Origin of the sequence: Halorarius halobius (assembly GCF_024298865.1) — an archaeon.
Lineage (GTDB): Archaea > Halobacteriota > Halobacteria > Halobacteriales > Haloarculaceae > Halorarius > Halorarius halobius.
This window is the reverse complement of sequence record NZ_CP101161.1, coordinates 3,261,123-3,278,940: the sequence shown is the minus strand read 5'-3', so window position 1 is coordinate 3,278,940 and position 17,818 is coordinate 3,261,123. Positions and strand designations below refer to the sequence as shown.

The window sequence follows — 17,818 nt, the reverse complement described above, 5'->3', positions numbered from 1 at the left end:
GACTTAGGGCTGTGATCGCCGGTGGGGCGCTGGTTATTATCGCAACGAAACCAGTGCTTGCACAGGGTAGCTCAGGTGGTGCAGGTGCCCTAGGTGACGTGATAGTCAATTCGATTAAGGAGTTTCTTCGAATTTTCTTCGGGCCAATCGAGAAGTTGATACAGAACCAAGGCGGTGCCCTGGTGGCCACGATAACGGATACACCTCACCCCAATTCAGTCTTCAGCAAACCCACGAACGGCGCGTGGCCACGTCTCTACGAGTACTACTGGAACGCTATCGTCCCGCTCTCCTTCAGCCTCTATGGCCTGGCCCTCGGACTCGTCATCCTCCTCGAGTCCACGAGCCACCTGTTCAGCAGCTACCACCAGGCGAAACTCAAACGCCGGGCGTTCACGGGCCTCCTCGGGCTTCTCTCGTGGTGGTGGATCGCCGCGTTCTCGCTGCGGTTCATGAACGCACTTACGGGCATCCTCGTGCCCTCGCTGTCGACCATCACGCTGTTCGAGACCGCCTCGTTCTCGGGGATGGCCGTCCTCGGGCTCGCCCTCTCTCTTACCGTCGACCTCGCGCTCTTCATCCTGCTGGCCGTCATCTATCTCGCCCGCCAGCTCATCCTCTATCTGTTCGTCCTGCTGATGCCCGTGCTCATCGTCATGTGGGTGCCGGGCGTCGGCCCGTTCGCGTTCGTCTCCCGGTTCGTGAAGAAGATCGCGGGCTTCTACACGCCGTTCCTGTTCATGACCGTCCCCGTGGCCATCCTGTTCCGGCTGGGCGAAATCCTCGGCCATAGTTTCGGCACGTCGATGGGCGGCATCGGCGCGTGGCTCACCGCGATCATCATCCCGTTTCTCGCGGTGCTCGCGCCGATCGTCCTCATCTGGCAGGCGGGCGGCATCTTCTTCCTCGGCGACCGGATGGCCCGCCGCGTCAACGTCCAGCGGGCTCAGGGCCGCATCGCGAACGCCCGCGCCCGGTCGCGAGAGGCGGCCCGCGGCGGCCGCAACTTCGTCCGCGGCGCCCAGGGAAAGCCAGCCATCCGCAACGACGGCCAGGCAGTCCCCGACTCCGGGAACTCGCGGGCCCACGCCGCGGGCAGCCGCCTCGACTCGCTCCGCACGGACGGCGGCGAGCCCGCCCAAAGCGACCACCCGCCCAGCAACTCACCGACTGACCCATCGAACACGACCGACCGGACCCGCTCGTTCGACAACCTCCGTGACCCCTAACACCTGCAACTGATGACCGACGACGCTCCCACCGACGTGACGAAGCGCGTGCCGAAATCGCTCGACACCGACACGGCCCTGGTCGGCCGCTACTCGCTGACCGACCTCGTCGTCGCCGTCGCACCGGGCGCGGCCGTCATCCTCCTCACCCGGACGCTGCTCCCGCCCATCCGGGTTCTGGACACCAGCCTGGAGGCGCTGACGCTGCCACTCGCCGTGATCGCCATCGCGGCCGGCGCGCTGTTCGTCGCCGTGACGCCCCGCTACGTGGACAGCCTGACGTGGCTCACGGCGCTCGGCTCCTACCTCCAGTCGGCGCCCGACGTGGGCCACGACGACGCGGCCGCCCACACCCGCCTGGAGCGCGTCCACCCGGACCATGACGCCATCGAGCGGACGGACGGCGCGCTCGTGGGCGCCATCCGCGTCGAGCCCGCGTCGATGGCGCTCGCCACCGACGAGGAGTGGACGCGGACGACACAGGCGTTCACGGACGTGCTGAACACGACCGTCGAGTTCCCCATCCAGCTGTACGCGACGACCCGCTCGTTCCCGGTCGACGAGTACCTCGCCACCTACGAGGACCGCCTCGACGACCCGGACGTGCAGGACAACCCGACGCTCGAGCGACTCATCGAATCGTACACGGACTGGTATCGCCGCGACCTCGCCACCCGGGAGACGACGATCCGCGACCACTACGTCATCGTTCCCGTCCGGCCCACGTCCGTGCGCCACACCGACCACGGCGTGACGGCACAACTCGTCGACGTGCCCGTACTCGGCGCGTTCGTCGACGCGTTCACCGCCTCCCGCGCCGCCGAGGAGCGGGCCGCGATGGCCGAGGCGCTCGACGAGCGGTGTCGCGGCCTCGAACGCGCCATCCGCGAGATCGACGGCTGTACCGCCCGCCGCGTGTCCGCAGCCGATCTCACGGACCTGCTGGCCGACTACTGGACGACCGCGGACACGGACGCCCGCGACACCGCAACCGCACTCCGGACGACGCCGCTCGTCGGTGGGGGTGACTGATGCTCCGGGAGTATCTGCCGTTCGGCGGGGGCGACGACGACCCCGAGAGCGATGCAAGTGACGAGCCCGCTGGAGACGACGCAGACGCGCCCATCGCGGCCGAGCCACCGGACGACATCGTGGTCGAGCGCATGCCCGCTGGGGCCGAGGACGACACCCTCGATGCGGTGAGCGACATCCACGGCTCGCTCGTCGCGCCCGACCGCCTCACCGAGGAGGCGACCTATGTCCAGCACGGCGACGCCCGCACGCGTACCCACTGGGTCGGCGAGTTCCCGGACATCCCGCGCGACGGGCTGTTCGAGGGGCTGTACGCGGGCGCCGAGGCCAGCCACACGGACATCGCCATCCATCTCGAGCCACGGGACACACAGGGGACGCTGTCGACCCTGGAGAACCGCATCGAGGACCTGCAGGCCGACTACGATTACCTCACCGAGAAGCAGCGGGCGGGCGCCCGTGGCGTGAAGAAGGATCTCGACGACCATCAGGATCTGTACGACGCGCTCCGGAACACGCCCGCGACGGCGTTCGACGTCGCGATGTTCCTGTCGACAACGGCCAGCAACGCCGGCGACCTCGACTCGCGTGCCGAGGCCGCAGCCACGGCCGCCCGGGGGTCACCCTCGAATCTGACGCCGGTCGTCCCCCGCTGGAGTCAACTGGATGCCGCCGTCGCCGCGAGTCCCATGGCGAAGAACACACTCCACGAGTCGCTCGACACGACGACGCCGATGCTGGCGGGTGCCATCGGGTCGATGTTCCCGTTCGTCGCCGGCGCGTTCGCCGAGCCGGGCATCGAGTACGGGTCGTATGCGGTCAACGACAGCCCGCTCATCCTCGACCGCTTCAACCGCGAGACCGGCTATTGTATGCTGACCATCGGGAAGCTGGGCGCCGGCAAGTCGTTCGCGACCCAACTCCAGCTCCTGCGGCGGGCGATGTACGACGCGGACACGACCATCGTCATGCTCGACCCGCTGCAGGAGTTCGCCACCATCGCCGACGCGCTCGATGCCGAGCAGATCACGGTCGGCGGCACGCGCGGGCTCAACCCGCTGGAGATCCGGGCGCCGACGCGGGACGCACTCGACGGTGCCACGGATCTCGACCCGCTCGCGGCCCAGCAGACACAGGCCATGGGCTTTTTTGAGACGTTCTTCACCGACATCGCGAACAGCCCGCTCGGCGACCGGAGTCAGACGCTCCGGCGCGCGCTCCAGGAGGCGTACGACGAGCAGGGCATCACTCGCGATCCGGCGACCCACGACCGCGCGTCGCCGACCATCCGCGACGTGATGCGGCTCCTCGAGGCGATGCTCGACGCGCCCGCGGAGTACGGCTACACGACGGACGGCGAACAGGAGCGCGTCCGCGCGCAGGCCGAGTCGTTGCTGACGGATCTGCGCCCCTCGTTCCGCGAGGACGGCGACCTCGCGAACCTCGCCCGGGAGACGGCGTTCGATATCGAGTCGGACGTCGTGTATCTCGACTTACACCAGCAGGAGGGCGTCCGGGGCGGCACGGAGACGAGCCTGATGATGCAAGTGCTGTTCAACGCGGTGTACGAGCGGGCCAAGCAAATCGATCGAACGGTGTTCGCAATCGACGAGGCCCACTATCTGATGCGCGACAACGCATCGCTCGAGTTCCTCGAAACCGCGGTTCGCCACAGCCGCCACTACGACCTCTCGATCCAGTTCATCACGCAGACGGGCGGCGAGTTCACGCTCACGCCCGAGACGAAGACCATCGCCGACCTCTGTTCGCTGAAGCTCCTCCACCGCGTGGACGAGGAGGCTGACCAGCTCGCCGAGTGGTTCGGCCTCTCCGACCGCGAGGCCAACTGGGTCCGCACCGCAAAGGCTGGCGAGGACGATCAGGGCTACTCCGAGGCGCTGCTCGGCATCGACGAGGAAGGCTGGTTCCCGCTCCGGATCCGCGCGAGTCCGGTCGAACAACAGGTCATCGAGGACGGGGAAGCGGGGGGCGCGGAGGACCAATGACAGTTAAGCAAGCGCAAGCTTCCGCCTTCTGGCGGAGTGAGGATGTCAAACGGGAGCGGTGGAATCCACTGCGTCCGTATACCCGAATATATACTCACTAAACTTAGAGTTCGTGCCAGCGTTCGTACGTATACAATTCGCGCGGACGGTTCCACAAGAGAGCGTCCACGAGACTTACGTATACTGGGTATAAAAACAACTATACCAACAGGGGTAGATAGCGGTAGCACCGAGATGCCCACCAACGAGCTTCCCGACAGTGCGCCGGGAAAATACGTCCCCTATCATCCGAACCCCTACTATTCACCGGAGCCGCTCCCAGTAGAGCCGAAGCTCGAATTCTCCGAACAGACACGTGATCTGGTAGCCGATGCAGCGTATCAAATCGGCCGTGTCGACGGTATCAGCTCGACAGTTGACTTCGCCGCAGTTCTCTACACCTCTCTCATTCGCATTGAGGCCGTCGAGTCAGCACGTATCGAGGGGGCAGACGTCGCGTATCAAGATGTCGAGGCGTACCACACAACGCATCCCTCTGGCGGGGCTGCCACGATCGGGAAAGACCTGAAAGAAGCTCTCAACTACGAGAATGCACTCACATTCGGACTCGAGGAAGTCGAGAGCGGAGCGTCGATAACGCTCTCGCTCATCAAAGAACTCCATTCAATGCTGCTCGAGGATGTCCGGAACGAGGGCGACATCGTCGGGGACTTCCGCGACCATATGGTTCATCTCACGAGCCCACAGCCAGGACAGCGTCCGTTCGTCCCACCGACTCCGGAGGGACTCACTGGGCTCATGCACTCACTTGAGTCATACATTCAAATGGGTGGGCAGTACCATCCGCTCGTCGACGCCGCTATCATCCACTATTTCTTCGAGACAGTGCACCCCTTCTCGGATGGGAACGGCCGACTCGGTCGATTACTCATTATTCTGTATTTGGCGAGCGAAGGGTACCTCGAAAGTCCGTACATCTACCCGAGTGCGTACTTCAATCGTCACAAGGTCGAGTACGTCGAGCGGATGCGGGCGGTGAGTGAGGACGGTGCGTGGGACCAGTGGCTCACGTTCTTCCTCGAAGGGCTCCGAAGTCAAGCGAAGACATCGTACGACCGGACCCATCGTCTCCGTGATCTCCAAGCGCGCTACGAGCAAGAGTATCCTGGCAGCACGAAAACGGACAAGTTCGCACGGCAGCTACTCCAGTATCCATATTTTACTGCGCCAGATCTTGTAGAGTATCTCGATGTCTCACGTCGGACCGCCTACAAGGTCGTCCACGACCTCGAATCGGATGGCCTCATCGAGGAAGTGACCGGTAAAGAACGCGGGAAGGAGTATAAAGCAGTCGAGGTGTTCGATATCCTCGAGTGACCGTTGACGACGCGGTAGTCGGGAGTAGATGTCTGTGCGACTGCTGTCGACCACTCCACTCGCGCCTCGCTCTCGCTGCGCGCGCAGCCACGACCTCGCTCCAGAAGCGATTTCAGCGGACTCCCGTGTCGACGTGTCGTCTGCCCCTTTGCGAGGGAGCCCTACCCCGTTCCTTGCTGTCGCTGCGGTTACGGAGAGTCAAGGAGAAAGCCCCGCCCTTCAGGGCGGGGATGAATCCGACATACCTCTCCACGAACCACGTCCGATGGCTGGCAGGATATTCCACGCTACGTAATCCACACTTCCAAGTAACTATCCTTACACAGGTTACGTATGGCGAAACAGGTCGTCACTCGCACCTACACTGCTTCCATCCGGAACCAGCCACAGGTGTCCGACGACCTCGATTCGCTCGGGTTCGCCGCTTCAAAACTCTGGAACGTCGGACGGTGGGTCTGCGACCGCGTATGGTCTGAGATAGGCCACATCCCCGGTCACAACGAACTCACCACGTACCTCAAGACCCACGAACGCTACGATGACCTGCATTCGCAGTCAAGTCAGCGAGTCCTTCAAGAACTCGCTGAAGCGTTCGCCGGCTGGTACGGCAAACGACACAACGGAGACACACGAGCGAACCCGCCCGGCTACCGCAAACACGGCGACGACCACCCACGAAGCACGGTCACGTTCAAAGCCGCTGGCTTCAAACTCGACACCGAGTACGAGCGAGTCCGACTCAGCAAAGGCTCCAGTCTCAAGGATTACTGGTCGGACTTCACTCTCTGCGAGTATCAGACCCGTCCCGACGTTGACCTCTCCACCGTGGAGAGCGTCCAACAAGTTCGGGCGGTTTGGACGGGTGACGAATGGGAACTTCACTTCGTCTGCAAGGTCGAAGTCGACGTGGCCGAATCACCCGGTGAGAAAACCGTTGGTGTTGATCTCGGTATCAACAACTTCGCCGCGCTCGCCTACGAGGACGGTCACAGCGAACTGTACCCGCTCAACTGCCTGAAGCAGGACGACTACTACTTCAGTAAGCGAATCGCTCGCTGTGATGACTCCGATTCCGAGCTGGCCACGCGTTTGAACCAGAAGAAGTCGGCTCGACGCACCCACTACTTCCACACGCTCTCCAAGCACATCGTTGAGCGATGCGTTGAGGAGGGTGTTGGAACCATCGTGGTGGGCGATCTCTCCGGCATCCGCGAGGATGAGGAGAACGGCGAGTCGAAGAACTGGGGTAAGCACGGCAACCTTGACCTGCACTCGTGGGCGTTCGACCGCTTCACTGACCTGCTCGAATACAAGGCCGAGATGGAAGGCATCACTGTTGAGCAGGTGTCAGAGCGTGATACGTCGACGTCGTGTTCGTGCTGTGGTCGCAAACGAAAAGCGAACCGCGTTGAGCGGGGGTTGTACGTGTGCGATGAGTGTGATACGGTGGCGAACGCGGACGTGAATGGTGCTGAGAACATTCGGCAGAAAGTAGCTCCGAGTTCATCGAGTCTTTCGGTGAATAGGAGTAACGGCTGGTTGGCACAGCCATCGACGTACCTGTTCGATTCAGAGAGCGGATGCTTCGCACCGCGAGAACAGGCCACGTCGTAAACCACAATATCCCAACGGCGGTCAGGAATCCTCGCCCTTCAGGGCGGGGAGGATGTCAAGGCTCGCTCGTACTGTCGTACATCGCCGCGAACTCCTGTTCGCCCCGAATCAACTCGTCAACGCCGTCGGAGAGCGTCACTTCGCCGAACACGGTCGCCCGATAGTACGTGTACAGGCCATCCTGTCCCCGCTCGGTCCGTTGCCGCTTTTCGATAAGCCCGACGTCGACGAGTTTGTTGAGGTGATAATGGAGGGTACTGTCATCGATGTCGAGTGCGGCCTCCAGTTCTGTCGGACTCATCTCGCCGGTGTGGACGAGTCGGTAGAGGACCTCATAGCGCGTGCGGTGGCCGACTGCTGCATGCATCGCGAGATACTCGTCGAGCGTGAGTACGCTGTCCGGTGGAAGCAGGTCTTCCGGGTCTTCTGGAAACCCGTCGACCCCCTGGATGTCGTTCGTCGCCATCGTATCTGGTCGTACGTGGGAGCGACTCTTAGGTTTTCTCAAGCCAAAGATTCCCAAAAACACTACTCTTTAAATATATCCCCGAGCGCCGTCGCGTATGAGCGAGATCACGCGCGACCTGATCGTCGGCCGGTTGGGCGACGTGACGTACGATCGGTTTCTGTTTTACCTGATGGGGCCGTACAAGTCGTTCAATCTCAACTACGTGCTCACCGAGGAGGAGCGACGCGAGATCGCCGTGGCAGACCTTCCGGGACCACTGCGCCGACTCTTCGAGAGCAAGGAGGACATCGATGCGGCACAGGCACTCTTGCGCCGGGTCCAAGGAGCCCTCAGGGTCTCGCCGGGCGTCAACGCGTTTCTGGCACTCGACGTTGATGTGGATACGGCGGATGTCGATGCGGCCACCCAGAGCATCGAGTTCACGAGATGCAGTAACGCCACTGCGTTCGTGCTCCCGTTTCTCGGGCACAACTTCGGCGTCGGTGAGGAGGCGGGAAGCATCCTCGAATCGCTTTCGGAGACGCACGGGAATCGGCTGATCTTCGTCCACGAGGCCAACGTAACCAGTGCGATGATCCGCTCCGCACAGGTACGGTGGGACCTGCGGGTCGATACGTACGAGACGGAAGCGGAACTCGTCGCGAAGTTGCGCCGCTTCGCCGGCGGTATCATGCAGCAGGAGCGCCTCGGAAAACTTAGTCGATTGGAGTGAACCGCCTCGACGCTGTGACCGTTGCTTGACTAATTTCTCCTTGCGAAAACCTCCACCGCGAAGGCCGGCGAGGACGACCAGGGGTACTCCGAGGCACTGCTGGGTATCGATGAGGAAGGCTGGTTCCCGCTCCGGATTCGGGCGAGTCCGGTCGAACAACAGGTTATCAAGGGTGATCAGGACGGTGAATCGGACTGACTGATACGTCTACCCCATGTTGCATTACGTTGTTGCGAAAGCTACATGGATATCGGCGTCTGAATTGTGTCTATGAGTCCAACGCACGGCGACGATGGTGAGTTCGTCGAGGAGACCACCCATAACGACGTTCTTGGCGTCTTCGGCACTGTCGACGGGCCGGTGCTCACATCCGCAGACGTGGCTGACACCCTCGGTTGCTCTCGACAGACCGCCAGACGGAAACTCAACCAACTGCACGAAATGGGACGGTTAGGCAAGCGTGAGACGGCAGGGCGAGTCGTTTACTGGAAACTCGCCGCTGCCGACCCCAATCCGGTGAACCCTAACGACCCGATCTTCACAGATCGGCCCTCCTTCAACTCGGGCGAGAAGAACCTCTCCGGTCGCGTTGACGAGATCCTCTACGGGAAGGAAAACGACGAATGAGCCAGGCGCGACCGCTTTTCATCGATACCAACGCCTTCGTTGCCCTCTACGATGCGGACGACGACCACCATGAAGCCGCGAACGCGGTGATGGACGGTATCGAGAGTGGCGACCTCCCATACGGACACGTGTTCACCAGTCGCTTCGTTCTCTCGGAGACCGCCACCACACTCCGCTACGGAGCCGGGCACCGCGAGGCAGTGCAAGCCCTTACCAACATTCGGGACTCCTCGACAGTCAACGTCCTCGAAGTCCCCGAGCCGCTGTTCGACCGGACCGCCGAACAGTTCGCCACCTACGACGACCAGGATATCTCCTTCATCGACCACATGAACGCCGTCCTCAGTGCCGACCTCGGGATCGACCACATCTTCGCGTTCGAGGACGACTTCGCCACCCTCGGAATGACGCGAGTACCCGTCGACACTGGCGAAGCGCCGTGACTGACGGTGAGGTCTCGCTGTCGCCCGAGACGCGGACCATCGCGAATCTCTGTTCGCTAACGTTGCGCCACCGCGTCGACGAGGCTGCCGACCAGCTCGCCGCGTAGTTCGGTCTCTCGGACCGCGAGGCCAACTGGGTTGCGCTCCGCGCAGGCCGTCGACGAGAACCACGGGTATTCGGAGGCACTGCTCGGAATCGACGAGGAAGGGTGGTTCCCGCTCCGCATCCGCGCGAGTCCGGTCGAACAACGGATCATCGAGGGCGACACAACCGGCGAGCACGAGTGAACAGCCGCGTGACTGCGATCGGACAGCCGCAACACCGTGTCTGCCGCGTGGCGGACGTTCCTCTCGTTGCTCGACTACAAGTGCGAGCGCGAGGGGACGCACTTCGTGGCGGTCAACCCGAAAGCGACGCCCAAAGAGTGGGGGTGGGGGTCCTGCGACGGTTGACGGATAAATCCGGCTATTCTCAGGAATATTCTACTCGAGAACGACTAAGCACGTGGCGAAGCAAGATTCGACCGAGGCAACCCAATGGCCGAAACCGATCGCCATCCGACAGACGATGTTCGTCAGCCGGAGCCGCCGCTTCCCGAGGAAAGCGGGCTGACGCTTGAGGAGTACCTCGCAATGCAACAGGCGATCGGCCACCCGACGCGGTTTCGCATCCTACGGACGCTCGTCGTCAACGACGAACTGAGCGCCGCGAACCTCAAGGCAGCAGTCGACATCGAGCCCCATAATTTCCACTACCACCTCGACGAACTCGTCGACGTTGGACTCGTCGACAAGCGCCAGCGACGGACCGCCGACAGCCAGGGGTTCTACACGTACTACCGGCCGACTGCAATGGGTCGAGGCATCCTCGAGCACGGGGTTGAAGAACTCATGCGCCGGGAACGCGAGTTCAACGACGCCTACTCTTGACATCCTCCCACCCCTGAAGGGGTGGGATTCCTCCGCGTGGGTGAGTCATCCACTGAATCCTCATCGACAACGAGCCGTTCCGGACCGCCACGAACGGTCTTGAAATGTACAACGCCGACGACGTTCGGATCGGAACGGCAGCCAGCTGGTTCCTCGGGGAGCTGAACGCACAGGACGACGGCTGAGTCCGCCGGGACCAACTCCTGTTCCAAGCACTCTGATGTGCAAGTTCTGTGCATCCGGCGAAACGGTTTTCACTCTATGTGCAGAACTCGCACATAGAATGGGCGCACGCGACGATCCGCGACGGGTCCATTTTCAGTCGCCGGAGTATCTCGTCGATCGACTGGACGCGATCGCGGAGGTCTTCGACAAGGACCGGACGGATCTGCTCGTCGAGGCGATTCGCGAGTACATCGAGGATACAGCCGACAGCGAGACGTTTCAGGAGTTGGTCGCGACGAAGTACTACGACGACCAGCTTGAGTTCGAGACGGTCAAGCAGTTGGTTGGCGCCGAAACCGCCCAGCGCCTCCGCCTCCTCAAAGCGGATCTCGAAGACGAGCCACTCGATCTCGTTGCCCCCGACGACATCGACATCTACGACGGCGACGCGACGGCGGTCGAGCCCACAGCCAACGACGAGCGATGAGCGACCGACGACTGCGAACAGTCGTCGCCGACACCAGCGCTCTCGTCAGTCTCGCCGTGCCCCGAGCCGACGCAGGCATCGACACCGACACGCCGGACCCGTTTCAGTATCTCCTGACCTCCTGTGAGGTGTTCGTGCCGCCGGAAGTGGTCACGGAGCTCCGTGACCTCACGCAGTACCAGGACATCCACGCCGCGGCTGCGAACAACGTCCTCGCGGCCCGTGGCCACTACACGGTCGATGACCCCTACGACCGCGACGATACACCTGACTCGCGGCCAACCTTCGGTCTCGATGATGTCGAAACCGACGGGATCATTCTTGCGAACGCACGTGACGTCGACGGCTTGCTCACTGACGAGTTCGGCGGGACGAACTTCCCGCTGATTCACGCCGTGCTGCAGGGCCCACGGATCGTGCCGACGCCACGGCTCATCGTGGAGTACGCCCGGAACAGGTATCTGACCCACGAGGAGGCTCGTACGCTGATCACGACGATCGGTCCGCACCGCAGCTGGGAGAACAGTCCCTACGTTACGCGATTGCTCCAGCGCCTCGACGATTGACATCCACTGGTGTGGTCGTGGCTGCGCGCGCAGTGAGCGGAGCGAACGAGCACGGAGCGGAGGGTGGGGCGGTGGGCGTGGAGCGGCGGCCGCGAAAAATCGAGGCAGGTGGCCGCCTCCGTCGGGAGCGACCACCCCGGCGATCGCAGCATCCGGCTTCAGTTCCTGCCCCGCGGCGTCCTGTAGCCGCTGGCAGTCCGTCGTCGCGTACCTCGAAATCCCTCCGGGCGACCGTTCGATACCGTCTTTGCGACTCCCCGGACGTACTGCGCACTCGGCCACGACAGAAATGGGTGACACTCAGTCCGCGGCCAGTCCTGGCACCTGCTTGTCGCCCAGCTCGTTCCGATACCGCCGCACCGTCGGGATGCTCACATCCGCGAGCGCCGCGAGCTCGGCTTGGGTGAACCGCTGAAGTTCCCCTTCATCTCCTGCCGCGACGAGCAGCGCGCCCGCGGCCACGCCCGCGGGATTCGCCCCGTGCGTCTCAGGGGTCCGCGTACCCGAGAGCACTGCCCGCGCCCGTTGCTCGACCGCCTGCGACAGATCGAGCGCGGAGACGAACTGCGGGAGGAACCGCGCCGGGGGAACCGGTTTCGCCGGCAGTTCTAGCTCGCGATTCACCGCGTCGTAGCTCGCCCGGATGGCCGATCCATCGACCTGCGCGACCGCGACCACGTCCGCGAGCGTCTGTGGCCGGCCGTTACACCGACACGCCGCATACAGACTCGCAGCTGCCATCGCCTCGATCGACCGGCCGCGCAGGAGGTCCCGCTGCTGGGCCGTCGAGAACAGCCGACACGCCTGGTCACGGAGGCTCGTCCCGATACCGAGCGCGCCACACAGCCGCCGAATCTCGGTGAGACCGACCATCTCGTTGCGCTCGCGCTTGCTGCGGCGCTGCGTCCGCCGCTGCTCGCGCCGCAACCGGCCGAGCCGACGCCGCTTCTCCACCGAGAGCGCGTTCCCGTTCGCGTCTTCGCCCCGGCCGATTTCGGTCGACAGGCCGCGGTCGTGGCGTGCGGCCGTCCGCGGTGCGCCCGTCCGGTCGCGGTTCGGGCCGTCTTCGAAGCTCCGCCACTCCGGCCCGAGATCCACCTGGTCGTCGGCAAGGACCAGCCCGCAGTCGTCACACACGGTCTCCGCTCGGTTCATCGTCACCCGACCGCCGCACTCCGGGCAGGTGTTCGCGTCCGTCTGTTCGGTCGATTCGTCGTACCGCCGTTCGTACACGTTCGCTCGTCGCATTCGAGGTCACGAGGCACGCTGTGTAGCGCCCCTCGCCCCTCCCAGGGGCCAACAACCCCCCTTGCGACCGCACGACTCTCGAGATGGTGCACAGCCGACAATCTCACCCTCCCATCGATGGTGTCGCGCGATTCGACGGATACAGCCGAAGCACCGGCCAAACACTCAAGAACGTTCTATACCCACGTTTGACCATGGCAACCATCGAGATTGACGACGACGTCTACGAGGCGTTGCAGGTGCCCGAAGCAGAGCGATCGCAGGCTCTGAAGCGAGAACTGGCAGTCTCTCTGTACGCACGTGGCATCCTCTCGTTCGGCAAGGCCCGCGAGTTAGCCGAGCTGTCCAGGCGAGAGTTCCACGAACTGCTCGGCGAGCGCAAAATCCAACGACACTACACCGAAACCGAACTCACAGAAGATATCGAGTATGCCCGCGACTGATCTGGTCGTTTCGGATACGTCGCCACTCCTGAATCTCGCGCTCATCGATCGGCTAGATCTTCTTCGGTCCCAATTTCAACGGATCTCGGTTCCGACGCAGGTCTGGGAGGAACTTATGGACGGTGAGGCTGGCGTTGAATTGCTCCATGGACTCCGGGACGAAGGATTCCTTTCCCTCGTGGAGGTTGAACGGTCCGATCTGTTCGTGGAAGTCAACCATCGACTGGACGAGGGTGAGACTGCCGCGATTTGTTTTGCGGTAGAACACGACGCGGGTCTCCTTCTGATTGATGAACAGGAGGGCCGACAGGTCGCTCGTCGACACGATCTCAACGTGACCGGGGTTGTCGGTGTTCTACTCCGAGGGGCCATCGAAGGTGGGGTTGAGATAGAAGCGGAACTCGACGCCCTTCGGGAAGCTGGCTTCTGGATTTCTGACGCTCTGTACGAAAAAGCCATCTCTGAAGCCAGCAAGTAGTTCACTGGCCCTTCTTGGACTGTTCTCAAATACGTGGGTTTGATCTCTCCCCCACGCGTCGAGGGATGAGTAGCTACTCGCTACGTATTACTCGTCGAACGTCGCGCGCCCGTCCCGGAAGCACGGCCAGCACGGCACGCCTTCCGGAAGGTTCGTACAGTCGCAGTCCTCGGATGGTTCCGTCACTGACGCCACATCCTCGTCGTCCGGTTCTCGCTCGGCCGCAGGTGGGTCGGCGACCTCGCCGCCGTCGGCTGCCACCTGCATCCGCACCGCGGCCTCACGGACGGCATCGCGGATTGCCACCGCGACGCGGTGCTTGCAGGCTGGCGCGTAGTGCTCCTCCGCGGGACAGGTGCAGTCGACCGGGACGCCCTCCTCGATGGTGATGCGGTACTCGTGTTCCGACGGCTCCTTGTAGGTTAGGTTCCGGACGATCACGTCGCCGGCCTCCAACCGGAACGCGAACTGCTCGGTTTGGGCACGATGCAACGACCGATCCGTCGTCTCCAGACGGTCGAGCGGATGCGCCGAGTTCATATTCGTGCGAGGACGCGAGCGCGCCCTCGCTCCTCACGGGCGCCAGAGCCCGCCCCCGAAGCCCATTCTTACCGTACAATTCATGGTCCATATCGAACTCGGATTAATACCCGTACGCCCACGAGAGGATCTTGGACGCTCCCAGCGGCACCAACTACCGGATCGAGAAGGCCGTTACACGCCGCCCGTAGGGAGACCGAAGCCGTTAGCTCTCAGAGCCACTCCTCGCCGACGTACTCGAGACCGTGTAACTCGGCCTGTGGATACGCAGTCGAGACGGCATGGATCATGTCAGCGACCTGTTCAACAGGGAGTGTGGCATTCCCGATGAACAGAACGGCTCGGTAGTCGTCCTCGGCGACCTCAAGCACGAAGTCGTCGTCGTACGTCACGATCACGCGATCGGTGTCGAGCGAGTACTGCGCAATTGAGCGATCTCCCGTCCCCTTGCCCAGTTCAGGAACGAAATCGACGTGCTCGACATCGTGCCCGTAGTTGTCGAGACGGTGGAGTACCTCGTGTTCGACGTTCTCGTCGAGAACGAGTCGATACGCCATCGATCAGCGGTCGGGAGGGGTCAGCGACGACCGATTCTTGGCGTCGGCGACGGCACGTTCGTGTCGCGTTTCGACACGGCGCATCTCCTCGGGATTGCTGTGGTAGTAGGCAAGCGCCTCGTATACGTCTGCAATATCTAGGTCGTAGCGCTCGGCAACCCGCTCGGGACTGAGTCCCCGCTGCTCAACGCGAGTCTGCACGTCACGAACCGTCACACGACTCCCGTCGATGTGTGGCTCGTTGTGAATCTCCGAGTCATCTGCGGAGATAATTCGATACTGCTGGGTCGCCATTACATAGTGGTAGTTGGGCAGCCGACTTGAAACCATCTCCCGATCGGACGCGCCCGAAACACGGGCTGGTGGCACGAGTGCGTCTGGTTGGACATAAGGGCGGCACTCTCGTCCAATTGGAACGCGAACTGCTCGGTTTGGGCACGATGCAACGACCGGTCCGTCGTCTCCAGACGGTCGAGCGGATGCTCGGAGTTCATTGCAACACGAGGACGCGAACGCGCCCTCGCCCCTCACGGGCGCCAGAGCCCGCCCGCTCCGTCGCTCAGTCCGCTCGGGTGATGCGGACCTCCGCGTGCGGGCACGTCGCCGCTCGCACCGTTGCTGCGAGATACTCCAGGGCGCCGTCGCGATCGAACACGCCGCGGTCGACCATGTCGCCGACGACGCGCTTCGTCCCGGCGAATGCGCCACGCGTGTGGCCGTCGCCGACCGGCTCGCCCTCGTACCAGCGCACCGTCCGCAGCGCGCCGTGCCCGACGCAGGGGCTCGACTCGACGATCTCCGAATCGTACTGCAGGCCGAACCACAGCGTCCGATACGCCGTGACGTCGAACGACCGGTCGACGATGTAGAACGCCTCATGTTGCAGGTAGTCAAGGTGCTCCGCGAGAATCTCCTCGAGCGCTACGTCCATGGCCCGCGGCTCAAGATCGACGTCCGCCGTTCCGCGGCGCCCGTACTCGTCAAGACCCGTCTCGACGTCCTCGCCCTCGATCAGTGCGTCGAACGCCTCGTGAGCGACCTCGGTCGGACACTCGCCGCCGAACGGCGTCGCCTCGGTAATGGTGTGTTTCAGTCTGAGATCGCAGGCGCCCCAGTGCGAGTAATGGAGGTTGTAGTTCTCGTCACGACGCTCGTACGCGATGAGTGCGCGATGGCCCATCTCGAATCAACTCCGAGGGACGCCCACGCGTTCGTGAGCGCCCCTCGCCCCTTCAGGGGCCGAAAACCCGCCCCTCCCACAGATGCAAGTCGGAATGCGTCTGTCCGTTACAGAAAGTCAGGGGCAAAGCCCACGACGTCACTCGTGGGTCGATGACTCCACTGAATGGAACACATGCATCATCGTGGGGTAACTATGTCATAGTCAGCGCTCGCACCTGAACGCAGATCTGTATCGTCTCGTTCTCGCGAGAAGTTCGGCGCGAACGGATCGGCGACCTAGACGATGATATCGCTCGGCGTGAACAACGAGAGGTCGTCTCGTTCGGCAGCAGTACTGCGGAGCCCGTCGGAGAACCCGGAGCGACAGAAACAGCAGTAGTGATACGTCAGCTCTTCACCCCCATCCGGCGACCACTGGACCTCCTGGGCGGTTCGTTCGAGATCGGCGAGATCGCCTTCGGTCATTTGCCGTGTCGTGTATTTGCACTCGCCGGCGACGAGCGTCCCGTCACTCCCGAGGCCGACGACGTCGAGTTCGTGTTCGCGATGCCACCAGTAGCCGATTCCCTGGTACGTCTTCGGGAGTAGCGACGGGAGAGCGTTCTGACAGATGATCTCGAACATCGGCCCCATGTAGTCCGTGAACGTCGGCTCGACGAGTTCCTCGTAGGCCGCGTCACCGAGCTGGACGAGCTTCCCGGTCTGTCCATAGACGTACCGGAACCAGAATCGGAAGAGCGGTTCTTTCAATCGATACCGACTCTTGCGCGTCGCGTTCGGATTCGCCGTGACTGGGATGTCCCGCTCGACGAGCCGTAGCCGACGGAGCTTCGAGAGATACGACCCGAGACTGTTCGAGTCGACGCCGGCGAAGTTGGCGATCTCGCTAGCTTCGCGGTTCCCGGTGGCGATCGCTCGGAGGATCGTGTAGTAGGTCTGTGGCTCACGGATGCCGAACTCAGTCCGTAACAGGAACTCCGGCTCGTTGTGCAGGACGCCATGTTCCGAGAGGATGCGCGCCTGGATGTTGTCCGCGAGCGTCGTGGACGAATCGATCGCACGGAGGTAGTAGGGGGTCCCCCCGAAGACGCCCCACGACTGAATCGTCGTGTCCGGATCGTCCCCGGGATAGAACTGTCTTGCATCGTCGATCGACAGCGGTGGGAGATCGATCGCACCCGTCCGTCGTCCGTACAGCGGGCTGCCGCCACCGAGGACCTTCTCCTCCATGACGCTGATCGACGATCCGACGAGGACGAGCGTCATGTTCGTGTCTTCAAGCTGCGTGTCCCAGACCCGCTGAATCTTCGAGGGCAGTGCCCCGTCGGACTGGACGAGATACGGGAACTCATCGAGGACGACGATCGCATCCTGTCGACCCAGCGCCCGCAAGAGCGCTTCCCAGTCGCGCTGGATGTCTTCAAGGAGAGGGAACGTCTCGCTGGCGGTCGTGACGAAATCGGCGAGCTGTACCTCGGGAGTTTCCTCAGTTGCCTGCCAGTAGACAGCGTCGTCGATGTCGGTCGTCGCCTCACGGACGAGGGCGCTCTTCCCGAGCCGGCGCCGCCCGTAGATGACGAGCAGTTCGGCTTGCTCGCTCTGGAATGCCGTCCGAAGCGTCTCGAGTTCGTCATCTCGGTCGACGAACCGTCGCTGTGTCATACCTTCGCTTCTGGATGTGAGAGGATAGTACTGGCGATTATCTAAATCATG

At 62.8% G+C, this 17,818-nt stretch carries 22 protein-coding genes and 1 pseudogene; 16 read left to right on the top strand and 7 right to left on the bottom strand.

Annotation, left to right across the window (positions count from 1 at the left end; translation table 11 throughout):
- Positions 1-11: 11 nt before the first annotated feature.
- The 5 genes from NL112_RS17430 to NL112_RS17410 all read left to right on the top strand — a co-directional run bounded on the left by NL112_RS17430 (position 12) and on the right by NL112_RS17410 (position 7,258).
- Positions 12-1,229 carry a TrbL/VirB6 family protein gene (locus NL112_RS17430; protein WP_491543644.1) on the top strand — a complete coding sequence of 406 codons (1,218 nt, stop codon included), beginning with the start codon at positions 12-14 and terminating at the stop codon, positions 1,227-1,229.
- A gap of 12 nt (positions 1,230-1,241) precedes the next feature.
- Positions 1,242-2,261: a TraC-like domain-containing protein gene (locus NL112_RS17425; protein ID WP_255150123.1), complete on the top strand. Its 1,020-nt coding sequence runs from the start codon at positions 1,242-1,244 to the stop codon at positions 2,259-2,261.
- Positions 2,261-4,267, top strand: coding sequence for a VirB4 family type IV secretion system protein (locus tag NL112_RS17420; RefSeq protein ID WP_255150122.1), 2,007 nt, complete (start codon positions 2,261-2,263; stop codon positions 4,265-4,267). The genes NL112_RS17425 and NL112_RS17420 overlap by 1 nt, the downstream gene beginning before the upstream one ends.
- 234 nt (positions 4,268-4,501) lie before the next feature.
- A complete protein-coding gene (locus tag NL112_RS17415; RefSeq protein ID WP_255150121.1) occupies positions 4,502-5,644 on the top strand; it encodes a Fic family protein in 1,143 nt (380 codons plus the stop codon).
- Between the two features lie 333 nt (positions 5,645-5,977).
- Positions 5,978-7,258 carry an RNA-guided endonuclease InsQ/TnpB family protein gene (locus NL112_RS17410; protein WP_255150120.1) on the top strand — a complete coding sequence of 427 codons (1,281 nt, stop codon included), beginning with the start codon at positions 5,978-5,980 and terminating at the stop codon, positions 7,256-7,258.
- Between the two features lie 55 nt (positions 7,259-7,313).
- Here NL112_RS17410 and NL112_RS17405 read toward each other — a convergent pair whose 3' ends face one another.
- A complete protein-coding gene (locus tag NL112_RS17405) occupies positions 7,314-7,724 on the bottom strand; it encodes an ArsR/SmtB family transcription factor (RefSeq protein ID WP_255150119.1) in 411 nt (136 codons plus the stop codon).
- A gap of 97 nt (positions 7,725-7,821) precedes the next feature.
- Here NL112_RS17405 and NL112_RS17400 point away from each other — a divergent pair, with 97 nt between their 5' ends.
- From NL112_RS17400 to NL112_RS17365, 9 genes and pseudogenes are all read left to right on the top strand, one after another.
- Positions 7,822-8,439, top strand: a complete 618-nt coding sequence (locus tag NL112_RS17400) for a DUF7509 family protein (RefSeq protein ID WP_255150118.1) — start codon at positions 7,822-7,824, stop codon at positions 8,437-8,439.
- A gap of 270 nt (positions 8,440-8,709) precedes the next feature.
- The gene (locus NL112_RS17395; protein ID WP_255150117.1) at positions 8,710-9,066 is read left to right on the top strand and encodes an SgrR family transcriptional regulator; all 357 of its coding nucleotides are present in this window, start codon (positions 8,710-8,712) and stop codon (positions 9,064-9,066) included.
- Positions 9,063-9,509: a type II toxin-antitoxin system VapC family toxin gene (locus NL112_RS17390; protein ID WP_255150116.1), complete on the top strand. Its 447-nt coding sequence runs from the start codon at positions 9,063-9,065 to the stop codon at positions 9,507-9,509. The genes NL112_RS17395 and NL112_RS17390 overlap by 4 nt, the downstream gene beginning before the upstream one ends.
- Positions 9,510-9,647: 138 nt before the next feature.
- Positions 9,648-9,797, top strand: coding sequence for a hypothetical protein (locus tag NL112_RS22920; RefSeq protein WP_350356135.1), 150 nt, complete (start codon positions 9,648-9,650; stop codon positions 9,795-9,797).
- Between the two features lie 36 nt (positions 9,798-9,833).
- Positions 9,834-9,962, top strand: coding sequence for a zinc ribbon domain-containing protein (locus NL112_RS17380; RefSeq protein WP_350356134.1), 129 nt, complete (start codon positions 9,834-9,836; stop codon positions 9,960-9,962).
- Positions 9,963-10,046: 84 nt separating this feature from the next.
- Complete coding sequence (locus NL112_RS17375; RefSeq protein ID WP_255150115.1) at positions 10,047-10,439, top strand: winged helix-turn-helix domain-containing protein; 393 nt, start codon at positions 10,047-10,049, stop codon at positions 10,437-10,439.
- Between the two features lie 56 nt (positions 10,440-10,495).
- Positions 10,496-10,624: pseudogene (locus NL112_RS23035) on the top strand (DUF8158 family protein); the annotation flags it as partial.
- 98 nt (positions 10,625-10,722) lie between these two features.
- Complete coding sequence (locus tag NL112_RS17370; RefSeq protein ID WP_255150114.1) at positions 10,723-11,091, top strand: ribbon-helix-helix domain-containing protein; 369 nt, start codon at positions 10,723-10,725, stop codon at positions 11,089-11,091.
- The gene (locus NL112_RS17365; protein ID WP_255150113.1) at positions 11,088-11,657 is read left to right on the top strand and encodes a hypothetical protein; all 570 of its coding nucleotides are present in this window, start codon (positions 11,088-11,090) and stop codon (positions 11,655-11,657) included. Before NL112_RS17370 ends, NL112_RS17365 begins: the two co-directional genes overlap by 4 nt.
- A gap of 300 nt (positions 11,658-11,957) precedes the next feature.
- On the opposite strand, the gene NL112_RS17360 is transcribed toward NL112_RS17365, so the two are convergent.
- Positions 11,958-12,905 (bottom strand): transcription initiation factor IIB, encoded by a 948-nt coding sequence (locus NL112_RS17360; RefSeq protein ID WP_255150112.1) that lies wholly within the window; start codon positions 12,903-12,905, stop codon positions 11,958-11,960.
- A gap of 194 nt (positions 12,906-13,099) precedes the next feature.
- Here NL112_RS17360 and NL112_RS17355 point away from each other — a divergent pair, with 194 nt between their 5' ends.
- Positions 13,100-13,348: a UPF0175 family protein gene (locus NL112_RS17355; protein ID WP_255150111.1), complete on the top strand. Its 249-nt coding sequence runs from the start codon at positions 13,100-13,102 to the stop codon at positions 13,346-13,348.
- Positions 13,335-13,826, top strand: coding sequence for a PIN domain-containing protein (locus NL112_RS17350; protein WP_491543643.1), 492 nt, complete (start codon positions 13,335-13,337; stop codon positions 13,824-13,826). Before NL112_RS17355 ends, NL112_RS17350 begins: the two co-directional genes overlap by 14 nt.
- An 87-nt stretch (positions 13,827-13,913) precedes the next feature.
- Here the strand turns inward: NL112_RS17350 and NL112_RS17345 are convergent, their stop codons facing one another.
- From NL112_RS17345 to NL112_RS17325, 5 genes are all read right to left on the bottom strand, one after another.
- The gene (locus NL112_RS17345; protein ID WP_255150109.1) at positions 13,914-14,366 is read right to left on the bottom strand and encodes an SWIM zinc finger family protein; all 453 of its coding nucleotides are present in this window, start codon (positions 14,364-14,366) and stop codon (positions 13,914-13,916) included.
- Positions 14,367-14,578: 212 nt separating this feature from the next.
- Positions 14,579-14,923 (bottom strand): DUF5615 family PIN-like protein, encoded by a 345-nt coding sequence (locus NL112_RS17340; protein ID WP_255150108.1) that lies wholly within the window; start codon positions 14,921-14,923, stop codon positions 14,579-14,581.
- Between the two features lie 3 nt (positions 14,924-14,926).
- Positions 14,927-15,217 carry a DUF433 domain-containing protein gene (locus NL112_RS17335; protein WP_255150107.1) on the bottom strand — a complete coding sequence of 97 codons (291 nt, stop codon included), beginning with the start codon at positions 15,215-15,217 and terminating at the stop codon, positions 14,927-14,929.
- A gap of 265 nt (positions 15,218-15,482) precedes the next feature.
- Positions 15,483-16,103: a DUF6735 family protein gene (locus tag NL112_RS17330; protein WP_255150106.1), complete on the bottom strand. Its 621-nt coding sequence runs from the start codon at positions 16,101-16,103 to the stop codon at positions 15,483-15,485.
- A gap of 278 nt (positions 16,104-16,381) precedes the next feature.
- Complete coding sequence (locus NL112_RS17325) at positions 16,382-17,767, bottom strand: ATP-binding protein (protein WP_255150105.1); 1,386 nt, start codon at positions 17,765-17,767, stop codon at positions 16,382-16,384.
- Between the last annotated feature and the right edge of the window lie 51 nt (positions 17,768-17,818).